Raw genomic sequence first — 11,909 nt, forward strand, 5'->3', positions numbered from 1 at the left:
CACCGCTCAGGGCACACCCCTCCTCACGACACGCGGACAACGCGAAGCAGAAGTGGGGACCTAAACCGGCCACCAGTGGTGACCTCGAACTGGCCACCTGTGGGGACTTTTACATGGCCACGGACAAGTACCTAATCGCCGGGGAAGTCCGTCTCTCACTACTCTCAAGCCCACCAGCCAAGAGGCTGCGGAACCTAAGTCGCTTAGTGCCACCTACGGAGTAGGCGCGCAGCCTCTTCACACCGATGGAGCCCATCTAGTAACGCCACCTGATGTAATTATACTCACCTGCAGGGAATCTAATAGTACGTCTACACGTCTATGGCGGCCGAAACGCTGGGGTAAATATAGCTTCTATCCACCAGAACATGTGGTTCACGGTGTATTTCTCGTTTCCATAGGCAGCGATAGCTTCTTCTCTACGGCCTATACAAAGACGGGTTATCGCTACGATCCCGGCTGCATGGTACCGTGCGACGCTCGTGCTAGAGAGACCGTCGAGTACTTTGAGAAGCAATTCGATGACGCCTCCGAGTGCATATGGGATGATCCAGAGAAGATTCTCGTGATAGCCAACAGAAAAGTGCTTCACGCTAGATCCTCTGCCGCTGACGATCTCGACCGGGAACTCCAAAGGATCAGCTACTATCTTCCGCAAGAGGTTTCATGATTCCTCCGTATGATCACGAAGCGCTATGGGTGAAGGCCAAACTTTTCATCAATAGAGCAATGGACGACGATGCACGCTCATTCGACGAACAAGCGCTATGGGCGTCGCTCTCCTTGGAGCTATTGGCAAAAGCCGCTCTGGCACGAGTCTCGCCGCTCCTTATCGCAGACCCAACTGAAGACGGCACAAATCTTCTCATGGCTAGCGGCCTCATCGAAGGAGATGCGCGGTTCGTATCGGTCAAAGCGAAAACTCTCTTCAGTAGGTGCCATAAAGCCTTTAAGCCTTTCAGTCTGAACGAAGCCGTTCGCTTCAGCCAGGCTCGTAATGAGTACCTGCACAGCAGCGGTGCTGGATTCATGGCGATTCCCCCTCATGCCTGGTGGCCAAAGTTCTGGGCGCTAGCGTCCGTGCTAGTAACGGCACTTGATAGAGACATAGATGACTTTGTCGGATCAGATCGCGAGGGCGTTGTAGCGAAGCATCTTGAACAAAATAGCAAGAATGTCGAACATAGAACTGAGATGCTTATCGAGAGGGCCAAGCAACGCCTACAACAACGCCGTGAAGGAACCCTGTCAGCCCGCGTTGCGGCAGAATGGCAGACCAGTCAGGTCCTAACAGGACATCTAAGCTACAGCGGAACGGCAGCGTGTCCGGCATGCGGCTCTATGGGTACCATTGAAGGGGAAGATATAACGGATACGGAAACAACTTATGAGCAGTACTCCGAAGAAGATTTCGATGTGCTGGTAACGCACACAATTGGCGCGGAGTACTTCAGTTGTTCTGTGTGTCATCTAGTACTTGATAGTTATGAACTTTTGGACCAAGCTGGAGTAGACGATTCTTTCACCGTAGACGGTGATCCCTCTGATGCTTACGAGGGTGATTACGGAAATGATTGATCCCAGAAATTGTGGGCCCACAGATTGGTTCCTTGTACCTTCTCTGGCGGGACCTGCTTTTGGCCTTTGCCTGGCGACCGTTCAGGCGTAGGGCCACAGCACGCGTCTCAGCGCGTCCCTGAGCCCTCCAGGAAGCGCGCCGGCCTCATCTGCGAGATGAGCGATCAGAGGCGCTCACACGCGATTCTGGCCACTCATAGGTGCAAGCAAGAGAGCTTTCGCAAGAGCAAGTTGGCGATGCCCCTTGCGATAGCGGAACAGGCCGATCGCAACCGCACAGCAAGACCAGGCTTCTACGCTCAGCGCATGACGGACAAGCGTCGACGCCTGCCCTCCCAGGGCACGATCCTGCTCGTGGCCGCTGTGTTGCTCCTCGCCGGACTCGTCTGGGTGCTGGGGCCCGGCGCCCGATGGGTCGTCGACCTCGACGTGGACGTCACCAAGCTCGCGGAGAAGGACCTCGCGACCGCCGCCGATGCCGTACGCGGGCGGGCACTCGCGATCGCCACCGGTGTGGTTGCGCTGGCCGCCGTGTACTACACGGCCCGCAACGCCGAAACTGCGCGCCGGACTGTCGAGCTGACCCAGCAGACCTCAACCCGGACCCTGGAGCTGACCGAGCAGGGCCAGGTCACCGACCGCTACACCAAAGCGATCCAACAACTCAGCGACGTGGACAACCTGCACATCCGCATCGGCGGCATCTACGCGCTTGAGCACATCGCCCGAGACTCCGAACGCGACCACCGCACTGTGCAGGAGGTCCTGACGGCCTTTGTACGCGGGTATGTTCGTGACCCTGAACCACCACCCCCCCAAGTGGAGGAAGACGGAAAGTCGCAGGATCTGCGCGGCACAAGGTTCCCTGAAGTGCGAGCTGATGTGCAGGCCGCTCTCACGGTAATCGGTCGAGCAGATATGCCTGACGCAGATCTGCGCCGGGCCGACCTAGCTGGCGCGGACCTAACTGGCGCGATCCTGACAGGCGCAAAGCTCGGATCCGCAGACTTGGGTGACTCACTCCTGGGCGGGGCAGATCTAAGCAACGCGTTTTTAGGCAATGCGGTCCTGAGCAGTGCGTACCTAGTCCAGGCGAATCTGGCCAGCACGATACTGATCGCAGCTGAGCTGCCCCGCGCGCACCTGGTGAAAGCGAATCTGACCGGCACGGATCTCACCGGCGCAAATCTGACCAGCGCGGAGCTGACCAGCGCGGACCTAACCGAAGCAACGCTCGATCAGGCGGACCTGACCGGTGCGAAGCTGGAAGAGGCGGACCTGAGCGACGCCATACTGACCCACGCGAAGCTATCCCGTGCGGAGTTGGTCGACGCGCGGCTGACCCGCGCGAAGCTGACCGGCGCGGACCTGACCGGCGCGGACCTGTTTGGTGCCGACCTGGCCGGCGCGGACCTGTTCGGCGCGGACCTGACTGGCGCGAATCTGTCTGCCGCAAACCTGACCGGCGTGGACCTGAAGTACACGAAGCTGGAGCGCCAAGAGTATGAGTCGGCAGCGTCGACAGAGGGGGCAATTCCGCCCGCTAGGTTCGTTGACGATCCGCCAGAGGAGCAGGCCAAGTCGTCCTAGCGCTGCGGCTGGCCTGGGCGCGTGCAGCAGGCCGTACCATCCTGCGAACCACGCCCCCGGGCTTCATCCCTTTTGCTCGTCAACCGGTGCCGCTTTCGCCCCTGCGATTCGCGCGCTCCCAACGTGCCCGACGCACCGCCCGCAACCGCGCCTCCTCCTCCGGATCCACCACCGGCTCAGGCTCCGGCTCCCACGCCTCAGCCGCCGTACCAGCCACCACCGCAGCCGCCGCAGCCTCATCCAACCGCCGCCACCGCTCCCAATCCTCACGCGTCCCCGCCTTCTCCGCACGCTTGGCCAGCGGCTCAGCCGCCCCCGGCAAGACCTTCGCCAGGATCTCTCTCGCACGCGCGACCGCAGCCGCGGGGTCGCGGGAGGCCCGCTGCTCGGCCTGGGCCCGCGCCGCTCGCGCCAGCGTTTGCGCTCGCATCCTCGCCGAGTTGGCGCGGGCAACGTGCTGCGACCGCGACAGGATCGGCCGCATCGACCCGTCCATCCAGAGCCGCAGCCGGGCCTTGGCCACCTCCCACCGCATCGGATCGCCCCACACCGGAGCGCCGTCCGGCGAGTGGTTCAGCGCGTGCAGCACATCCGCGTGGCCCCACCCAGCGTCGAAGAACCGGCCAGCCAGGTCCAGCAGATGCGGAGGAACCTGCGGCGACGAGCTGCCCATCACGCGCCCTCCTTCAGTGCCCGCAGCGCCGCCCGGACGGCCAGGTACTCCGCGGGCGGTGTCCGCCACTCCCCCATGTCGACCACGGGCGCGGCCTGGTCGACCGACTCGGGCGTGCCCCAGATGACGCTCAGTCGACGCTCCTGAGCCCGCCACATCGCGACCTCCGCGTCCTCGGCCTGCTGCGACGCCGACCGGGCTAGCGGCGCACCGTCAGCATCGACCCACAACCCCACGCGGTGACGGATCCGGGCACGCATGCCCCGCTTGCGCTCGACCGTGCCCGCCAGGCGGCCGGGGTCGATGTCGCCCCAGTGCTGCCCGTCCGGCATCCGGTTCAGCGCGTGCTCCACATCAGCGACGGTAAACCCAGCGACGAAGAGGAGACGCAGCAGCGACCGCAGGTCCTTCGCCGACAGGATGCCGAGGGTCAGCGCGTTCCCCTGGCGAAGCCGTTCGCACGCTGCGAGCTGGTCTCTCCTGCTGCGGGGCGTTTCGTGGCGTGGCCACGAGCGCGTCGGGCCCGTGGTCTCGGAGCTGTCACGCGCGCTCGCGTTAGGGAAAGATCTCTCAGAAGAGCAACCCCAAACAGCGGGGGTGCAAACTTCTTCCACATGCCCGCTGACGTGGGAAAACGTAGGGCGCTCAGCGACGGTATCGACCGGCCACGGAACGTCTTCCTCTTCTTCGGGCTCCGCCGCCTCGAGCTCGTCGACGTCGTTGGCCAGCAGTTCGGCCGGGACGATGAGGGAGTACTCCGCGGCGAGGTTGCCGAGGCCGTCGTCGACGTGGCCCCACAGGCTGCCTGGCCGGGTGCGTGGGGTAGAGCCGGTGGTGACGGTGATGAGCAGCTGGTGCTCGCGCATCCACGCGAGGAGGTAGGCGATGGTGCGGCGGGACACGCCGACCTCTTCGGCGAGCACGTCCCAGGTGGCGCCGCGCTTGGGCACGGTCATCATGGTGGCGTCGGTGCGGGTGGCGAGCTGCCACGCCAGGCGCATGAGGTTGCGGTGCCGCTGGCGATTGCAGGTGGTACGGGCGAGGTAGTCCACCGCGTCGAGGAACGCGGCGCGGGTGGGTGCAATTCTTCGCCCATCCATGGGGATGGGCTGGATCGAGGGCGTGACGGGGGTGTGCGCCGACGTGCGCCGACGCGCCCCGACTTCGGTTTTTTCGCAAACCGAGGGCAGGCGTGTTATCTTCTACTCCAAGAGCAAGGCCCCCACGGGGGCAACGCGACGCACCCCGCTCCGGTAGCCGCCAAGCTTGCGAGCAGGGATAGCAATCGCGATGAAGTTGGTTACTTCACGGGACCGGCCCGCACTGCGGGCCGTTTCTCATTTCAGCCGATAGTTCTCCTTTCAAGATCGCCGGATTATCCCACAGTCTCGCGGCTTTGCCATTTGCTGAAACGGCTGCGCAGCTTGCGACGCCTCTTGTCCCCCCACGCCGAGTGGACGACGATCCACGCCGTCGCGGGATCCTGCCGGTACACGTCCACGTGGTCGATCACCTCGGCCAGGATGTTCCGCAGCCGATCAGAGGGCAGGCTGTCCCACTCCTGGACGAGCCCTTCGATCACCGGCACGCAGTCCATCGGGTCGATCGGCTCTGGTAGGTCCTCGAACTCCGCAAGCGCGGCCAGGACCGCTTCGCGTTCGCGGAGCAGCTTGTCACGCACCGGCTCGTAGGACGATTGCGGGATCACGTCGTTGATCAGCAGCTCGGTCTGCCGTTGGAGGGCCTTGTCGATCCGCTCCAGCTCACGGCGAAGCACTTCCGGCTGGGAATCCTCGACTTCTGTGACCACCCGTAGGCCGGCCGCCGCCAGAGCGGCCGCGGCCTCGATGTCTGGCAGCCACGCGACGAGCGCCTGCTGAACCGCTTCCTCGACGGCCTCCATCGTCACAAACCGGGTGCCGCAGGTTGGGGCGTCGTAGCGCTTGCGGTAAATCGACCCGCACACCCACCCCATGCGGCCGCTGTGGTTGACCTTGAGCGGGTACATGGTGTTGGTGCAGTAGCCGCACTTCAGCAGCTTGGACAGCGGGTAGACGGCTCTCCGGGCACGCGGCGGCAGAGCCGAGGTGATCTTTCGGTACCTCCGGTAGGTCTCCCACGTCTCCATGCTGATCACGGCGTCGTGTGCGCCGGGGTGGTACTCCTTGTTGCGGCAGCTCGACGGCTTGGCACACCGGCAGTCACGATGGTGGACACAGATCAGACCGGCTGCGAAACCCCGGTCCATCACCCGCGTCAGCTCGCCCGGCCTCCACTTCCCGCCGGTTGTGGTCCGGGCGCCGCGAGCGTTCGCCCAGTCGGCCAGGCTAGAGAAGTTCCGGTCGGCGATCCACCGGTCGTAGAAGTCCGCGAGGATGCCAGCCATACCGCTTGCGTGGTCCGGCTCGTACCGTTCTCTGCCGTCCTCGGGCGCAGCGAGAGTCCTGTCGTGATAGAGCGGGTGACGGACCCGGCCGCGCCTGATGTACCCGAACTGGGCGGCGCCGAGCGGAGGAAGTCCACGGGCAAGACGGTTCTGAAATGCCTCGCCCCACTGCTCACCGGCCCGGTCGGACTCGAACGCGGCCAACTCGAACAGCACGCCGCGGGTGAGCTTGCCGACCGCTGTACGGGCGTCGACCTCTTCGGTCGCGGAGACCAGCTCACCGCCGGCCTTCTCGACGCGGGCGAGGTTGAGCTGATTGCCGGTCCGGTTGCGTCCGAAGCGGCTGTACTTCCAGACGAGGATCGCCTTGGCCCTGGCTTCTTCGACATCAGCGATGACTTTCATGATCTTCCGCTGGAAGGTCCTGCCGGAGACGTCGAGGTCCTCGACCCAGTCGGTGACCCGATAGCCACGGCGGCGGGCGAGCTCCTTGATCGCGGCCCGCTGGATGTCCGGAGAGATCTTCTCCTCCAGCATCATCGAGACGCGGATGTAGCCGATGGCGGGGATCAAGCCCTCACCTGGGGGGATACGCACGATCACACGTTACTCATTTGCGGACAATGCGCTCGAGGACGGCGTCCAGGGTCGCGCCGCCCTCGTCCCGATTCACCCGAACACCTCCATGCTCACCCTTGTCGGGCTCAGGTTAGACCAGCCGATCGCCAGGCGCTCGCGCGCGAGCGCGGCCTCCAGCAGACTGGGGCGAGGGCGGACGGGGAGGCACCGATGGCCAAAGGCGTGATCACCCTGGTGGTGGCGGCGCTGCTGGCCGCCCGCTGCGGCGCCGCCCCGCCGCCGCCGAGCCCGCCCGCCCAGGCCGCCCCCACCAGCGGCTGCGCCGGCGCCCACCCGCTGGAGCCCGGCCGGCACACGCTGGCCTCCGGCGGCCTGGAGCGCGGTTTCCTGCTGTCGGTGCCCGATGGGCGCGGCCCCCACCCCGTCCTGCTCAACCTGCACGGCCTGGGCTCCTCGGCCGCCGAGCAGGCCGCCTACAGCCGGCTGCCCGAGGCCGGCGCCCGCCGCGGCTACATCGTGGCCACCCCGCAGGCCGCCGAGGGCCGCTTCGCCTGGACGCTGCCCGGCACCGCCGGCCCCGACGACACCGCCTTCCTGACCGCGCTGCTCGACCACCTCCAGCGCGAGCTGTGCGTCGATGCCCGCCGCGAGTTCGCCGCCGGCATGTCCTACGGCGCCGGCATGGCCACCGCCCTCATCTGCGCGGCGCACGGCCGCCTGGCCGGCGTCGCCGCCGTGGCCGGGCTCACCATCGCGCGTCCCTGCCCCGGCGCCGGCCCCGCCACGATCATCGCCTTCCACGGCACCGCCGACCGGATCGTCCCCTACCGCGGCGGCCATCCCCTCCGCGACGCCACCGGCAACCTGCGCGCCCTCGCCGACCTCGTGACGCTGCCGCCCGTGGAGCAAAGCGCCGACGACTGGGCGGCCGCGCTCGGCTGCACCGGCCGCACCACCACCCCCCACAACCAGCAGGTACGCCTGCGCGGCTGGAAATCCTGCCCCGGCGGGACCACACTGCGCCTGTACACCGTCAACGGCGGCGGCCACACCTGGCCGGGCCCCATCGAGGTGCCCCGGCTCGGCGCCACCGCCCGCGACCTGGACGCCACCGGCCTCATCCTCGACGCCTTCGACCGCACCCCCTCCCGATGACCCGCACCCCCAGGGGAGTTACAGCATGAGCGATGACGTACGCGTCACCATCGAAGCGGTCCCGCGCACCGGGCTGAGCGCCCAGCGGCTGCGCCAGGCCGTCGCCGACCACCCCGAGGCGCTGGCCGCGCTCGAGGTCGCCGACCCGGCCCGGCTCACCGTCGCCTTCGCCCCCGGCCTCGGCCACGACCCCGGCGAGAACGCGCCGTTCCAGGCCGTCGTGTTCGACCCGGCCGGCAACCGCGCCGTCGAGCTGCGCGGCACCCTGGACCGGCCCGAGCGGGCCGAGCTGCGGCCCAGCGCCTGGCGCCCCCAGCCCAGCCGCGAGGAACTCCTGGCCGCCGCGGCGATCCTGCGCGCCGACCCCCGCTTCCCCGCCGGCGACGACGTCGTCGTCTACCGCCCCATGCCGCCGCTGGCCGACGCCGAGAACCCCGACGGCACCACCGTGCGCCGCCCCGCCCTCGGCCTGTACACGCCGGGCGAGCCCACCGGGCTGCGGCACCGCATCGTCGCCGTCGACCTGGCCGGCCGGAGCGTCGACTGGACGCCGGCCGGCGTCAACGTGCGCATGCACCACGACTGCGAGCACACCGTCCCCGACGGCATCGACGCCCTGACCGACCGCGGCGGCCCCGACCAGGTCCGCGTGCGCGTCCACCGCGGCGACACCGAGCTGTGGGACCTGCTCGTGGTGCGCCCGCGCGCCTCCGCGCCGCAGAACCCCGGCGTCGGCGGCGGCGTCGAACTGCGCAACGTCCGCTACCGCGGCCGGCTGGTGCTGCGCCAGGCGCACGTGCCCGTCCTCAACGTCGAGTACGAGGAAGGCACCACCTTCCGCGACGATGTCAGCTTCGAGACCCGCTTCAGCGCCACCGGCCACGACCCCGTCGGCTGGGGGTGGCGGCTGTGCGAGAGCGCGCCGCGTACCATCCTGGAGCGGCCCGCCACCGACGCGGGCAACTTCCAGGGCGTCGCCTTCCACCACGACGGCGAGGAGTTACGCATCGTCAGCGAGCTGGCCGCCGGCTGGTACCGCTACGCCAGCGACTGGCGGCTGGCCGACAACGGCGACATCTCCCCCCGGTTCGGGTTCGCCGCCACCGCCAATCCGATGACGTGCCTGGTGCACCGCCACCACGCCTACTGGCGGCTCGACTTCGACGTCGAAGGCGCCGGCAACGACGTCATCGAGCAGATCGACGACACCGGCTCCCTCATCCCCGAACCCGTCCCGATCATCCGCGAGACCTCCCGCAAGCGCCGCCACCCCGCCCTGTACTGGCAGGTACGCGACAAGGCGTCCGGCCGCGGCTACCAGATCCACCCCGGCGAGTTCGACGGCACCGCCGACGCCTACGGCGTGTCCGACCTGTGGTTCCTGCGCCACCACCCGCGCGAGCTCGACGACGGCAACCCCGGCCCGCGCGACCGGGCCGCGCTCAACCGCTTCCTCAACGGCGAGAGCATCAACGGCGCCAACGTCGTCGTCTGGTACGCCGGCCACTACTACCACGACCAGGCCCATCCCCAGCCCCACCAGGGAGAGCTGATCGGCCCGCGGCTCGTGCTGATCTAACGGCTACTCTTGTCGCTCATGTACCAGGTGGGACACGCGACGGCCCGCGCGCTGCTGCGCAGGCTGGCCGTCGAACAGGCCGAATGCAGGGTGCCGTCGCTGACGGCCGCGATCGTCCGCGACGGGCGCACGGCGTGGTTCGGCGGCCGCGGCCGCGTCGGCGGGGCGCCGCCGACCGCCGCCACCCAATACCGCATCGGGTCGATCACCAAGAGCATGGTCGCCGTCGTCGTCCTGCGGCTGCGCGACGAAGGCGCCCTCGACCTGACCGACCCGCTGGACAAGCACCTGCCCGGCACGCCGCTCGGGCACCTCACGATCGCCCAGCTGCTCTCGCACACCGCCGGGCTGACCGCCGAACCGCCCACCGCCTGGTGGGAACGCACCCCCGGCATCGGCGCCGCCGACCTCATCGCCCGCCTCGGCCCCGCCGAGCTCAAACACCGGCCCGGGCGCCGCTTCCACTACTCCAACCTCGGCTTCGCCCTGCTCGGCGAGCTCGTCGCCCGCCTGCGCGGCACCACCTGGCTCGACGCCCTGCACGCCGAGGTGCTCGGCCCGCTCGGCATGAACGCCACCACCCCCAGGCCCCGCGCCCCGCACGCCACCGGCTACGCCGTGCACCCGTGGGCCGACGTCGTGCTGGCCGAGCCCGAGCACGACGCCGACGCCATGGGACCCGCCGGGCAGCTGTGGTCCACCCCGGGCGACCTGGCCCGCTGGGCGGCCTTCCTCGGCGGCGACACCGGCGGCGTCCTGTCCCCCGCCAGCCTCGCCGAGATGCGCGAACCCGCGCAGGTGGACGACGGCGACGCCTGGACCGGCGGGTTCGGGCTCGGGCTGCAACTGGCCAGGACCGGCGGCCGGCGGCTGGCCGGGCACAGCGGGTCGATGCCCGGGTTCCTGGCCACCGTGTGGGCCGAGCCGGCCGAAGGGGTCGGGGTGCTGTTCATGGCCAACACCACCTCCGGGCTCAGCGGCACCCTCCTGACCGACCTGCTCGACATCCTGGAGGAGTACGAGCCGCGCCTGCCCGGCGAATGGCAGCCCGCCGCCGCCGATCCCGCCCTGCTGGCGCTGACGGGGTTGTGGCATTGGGGGCCCAAGCCGTACGCGCTGCGGCTGCTGCCCGGACGCGGCCTGTCGCTGGAGCCGGTCGGGGGCGGCGGGCGGGCCTCCCGGTTCGTGCCGCAGGACGACGGGACGTGGCTCGGGCTCGACGGCTACTACGCCGGGGAGACGCTGAAGGTGGCCGCCGGCCATCTGGACCTCAACACGTTCATCTTCACCCGCGAACCGTACGATCCGGGCGCGCCGGTGCCGGGCGGGGTGACGGACTGGCACGCCTGAACCCGCCGGTCGGCGCGGCGCGCGGTTCATGTGGCCCATCGTGGGGGACGGCGCTGGCATCTCCCGCACAGATCGCGGTCAGCCTGACAGCGCCCGTGCCAGGTCCGCGGCCGGGCCGGCGGGCAGGGCGCCGTGCAGCAGCTCGACCCGGTGCACCAGCCGCGGCGCGGCCAGCGGTACCCCCAGCGCGACCGGCCGATCAGCGGCGGTCCCGCAGGCGGGTAGTGCGGAGGCCGGCAGGAGGGTGAGGCCGTGGCCGGCGGCCACCAGGTTGACCACCGTGTGCACGTCGTCGCCCTGGTAGTCCAGCGCCACCGGGAAGCCGTCGCCCATCAGGTCGCGCAACCGCGCCAGCGGGCACAGCGGCGTCTGCAGCCAGCGCGCGTCCACCAGGTCCGCCAGCCGCAGCGCCGCCCGCCCCGCCAGCGGATGCCCGGCGTCCAGCGCCACGACCAGCTCCTCCTCCGTCACCCCGGCCGCCGTCATGGGGCCCGCGTCGGGCAGCCGCAACGGGTCGCTCGGCGCCGCGATCCCGTCGGCCAGGCCCAGGTCCGCCTCCCCCTCGGCGACCATCGCGCCGACCTCCTCCCGGCCGCACGTGTGCAGCGTCACCTCCAGGCGCGGCTGCTCGGCGCGCGCCCGCGCCAGCCGCAGCGCCAGGACCGGGTTGACGGCCAGCGGCGTGGCGGCCAGCCGCAGCCGGTGCCGGGGCACGGCGGCGGCGCGCAGCACATCGGCGCGCGCTGCCCGCAGGCGCAGCAGCAGCGGGCCGGCGTGCTCCAGCAGCCGCCGGCCCGCCGGGGTGGGCTCGACCGGGCGGCGGCTCAGCAGCGCCAGCCCCAGGTCGGCCTCCAGCGCGGCGATCTGCTGGGAGATCGCCGACTGCGTGTAGCCGAGCTCGGCGGCCGCGGCGGAGAAGGAGCCGTGGCGGGCCACGGTCACGAACGTCGTCAGCAGATGAGGGTCCATCAGTGATGCTTATAGCAGATGCAGATTTCATCGTTGGCGCTTAACTGGGT

The 11,909-nt window shown here is 68.8% G+C and carries 9 protein-coding genes; 5 read left to right on the forward strand and 4 right to left on the reverse strand.

Annotated features, from left to right (window positions below; all coding sequences use genetic code 11):
* Nucleotides 1-666 precede the first annotated feature (666 nt).
* Together ACFLIM_RS42045 and ACFLIM_RS42050 are read left to right on the forward strand one after the other, a co-directional pair.
* Nucleotides 667-1,578, forward strand: a complete 912-nt coding sequence (locus tag ACFLIM_RS42045; RefSeq protein WP_393174892.1) for a hypothetical protein — start codon at nucleotides 667-669, stop codon at nucleotides 1,576-1,578.
* Between the two features lie 306 nt (nucleotides 1,579-1,884).
* The gene (locus tag ACFLIM_RS42050) at nucleotides 1,885-3,168 is read left to right on the forward strand and encodes a pentapeptide repeat-containing protein (RefSeq protein ID WP_393174895.1); all 1,284 of its coding nucleotides are present in this window, start codon (nucleotides 1,885-1,887) and stop codon (nucleotides 3,166-3,168) included.
* Between the two features lie 79 nt (nucleotides 3,169-3,247).
* On the opposite strand, the gene ACFLIM_RS42055 is transcribed toward ACFLIM_RS42050, so the two are convergent.
* The 3 genes from ACFLIM_RS42055 to ACFLIM_RS42065 all read right to left on the reverse strand — a co-directional run bounded on the left by ACFLIM_RS42055 (nucleotide 3,248) and on the right by ACFLIM_RS42065 (nucleotide 6,824).
* Nucleotides 3,248-3,844, reverse strand: coding sequence for a hypothetical protein (locus tag ACFLIM_RS42055; RefSeq protein ID WP_393174898.1), 597 nt, complete (start codon nucleotides 3,842-3,844; stop codon nucleotides 3,248-3,250).
* On the reverse strand, nucleotides 3,841-4,941 hold the full coding sequence (locus ACFLIM_RS42060) for a hypothetical protein (RefSeq protein WP_393174900.1): 1,101 nt from the start codon (nucleotides 4,939-4,941) through the stop codon (nucleotides 3,841-3,843). Before ACFLIM_RS42060 ends, ACFLIM_RS42055 begins: the two co-directional genes overlap by 4 nt.
* A 275-nt stretch (nucleotides 4,942-5,216) precedes the next feature.
* Nucleotides 5,217-6,824 carry a recombinase family protein gene (locus ACFLIM_RS42065; protein WP_393174902.1) on the reverse strand — a complete coding sequence of 536 codons (1,608 nt, stop codon included), beginning with the start codon at nucleotides 6,822-6,824 and terminating at the stop codon, nucleotides 5,217-5,219.
* Between the two features lie 192 nt (nucleotides 6,825-7,016).
* Here ACFLIM_RS42065 and ACFLIM_RS42070 point away from each other — a divergent pair, with 192 nt between their 5' ends.
* Genes ACFLIM_RS42070 through ACFLIM_RS42080 form a run of 3 tightly spaced genes read left to right on the forward strand, consistent with a single transcriptional unit; the run spans nucleotide 7,017 to nucleotide 10,890 of the window.
* A complete protein-coding gene (locus ACFLIM_RS42070) occupies nucleotides 7,017-7,961 on the forward strand; it encodes an alpha/beta hydrolase family esterase (protein WP_393174904.1) in 945 nt (314 codons plus the stop codon).
* Nucleotides 7,962-7,986: 25 nt separating this feature from the next.
* Nucleotides 7,987-9,540 carry a hypothetical protein gene (locus ACFLIM_RS42075; protein ID WP_393174906.1) on the forward strand — a complete coding sequence of 518 codons (1,554 nt, stop codon included), beginning with the start codon at nucleotides 7,987-7,989 and terminating at the stop codon, nucleotides 9,538-9,540.
* 18 nt (nucleotides 9,541-9,558) lie between these two features.
* Nucleotides 9,559-10,890: a serine hydrolase domain-containing protein gene (locus tag ACFLIM_RS42080; RefSeq protein ID WP_393174908.1), complete on the forward strand. Its 1,332-nt coding sequence runs from the start codon at nucleotides 9,559-9,561 to the stop codon at nucleotides 10,888-10,890.
* A 78-nt stretch (nucleotides 10,891-10,968) separates the two neighbouring features.
* Here ACFLIM_RS42080 and ACFLIM_RS42085 read toward each other — a convergent pair whose 3' ends face one another.
* Nucleotides 10,969-11,859: a LysR family transcriptional regulator gene (locus ACFLIM_RS42085; protein ID WP_393174910.1), complete on the reverse strand. Its 891-nt coding sequence runs from the start codon at nucleotides 11,857-11,859 to the stop codon at nucleotides 10,969-10,971.
* Nucleotides 11,860-11,909: the final 50 nt, after the last annotated feature.

Origin of the sequence: Nonomuraea marmarensis (genome assembly GCF_043197025.1) — a bacterium.
Taxonomy (GTDB): domain Bacteria; phylum Actinomycetota; class Actinomycetes; order Streptosporangiales; family Streptosporangiaceae; genus Nonomuraea; species Nonomuraea marmarensis.

What these genes read in the sequence shown, in the direction of transcription:
- ACFLIM_RS42045 (WP_393174892.1), top strand. Translation starts at nt 667, where the DNA reads ATGATTCCTCCGTATGATCACGAAGCGCTATGGGTGAAGGCCAAACTT.
- ACFLIM_RS42050 (WP_393174895.1), top strand. Translation starts at nt 1,885, where the DNA reads ATGACGGACAAGCGTCGACGCCTGCCCTCCCAGGGCACGATCCTGCTC.
- ACFLIM_RS42060 (WP_393174900.1), bottom strand. Translation starts at nt 4,941, where the DNA reads ATGGATGGGCGAAGAATTGCACCCACCCGCGCCGCGTTCCTCGACGCG.
- ACFLIM_RS42070 (WP_393174904.1), top strand. Translation starts at nt 7,017, where the DNA reads ATGGCCAAAGGCGTGATCACCCTGGTGGTGGCGGCGCTGCTGGCCGCC.
- ACFLIM_RS42075 (WP_393174906.1), top strand. Translation starts at nt 7,987, where the DNA reads ATGAGCGATGACGTACGCGTCACCATCGAAGCGGTCCCGCGCACCGGG.
- ACFLIM_RS42080 (WP_393174908.1), top strand. Translation starts at nt 9,559, where the DNA reads ATGTACCAGGTGGGACACGCGACGGCCCGCGCGCTGCTGCGCAGGCTG.
- ACFLIM_RS42085 (WP_393174910.1), bottom strand. Translation starts at nt 11,859, where the DNA reads ATGGACCCTCATCTGCTGACGACGTTCGTGACCGTGGCCCGCCACGGC.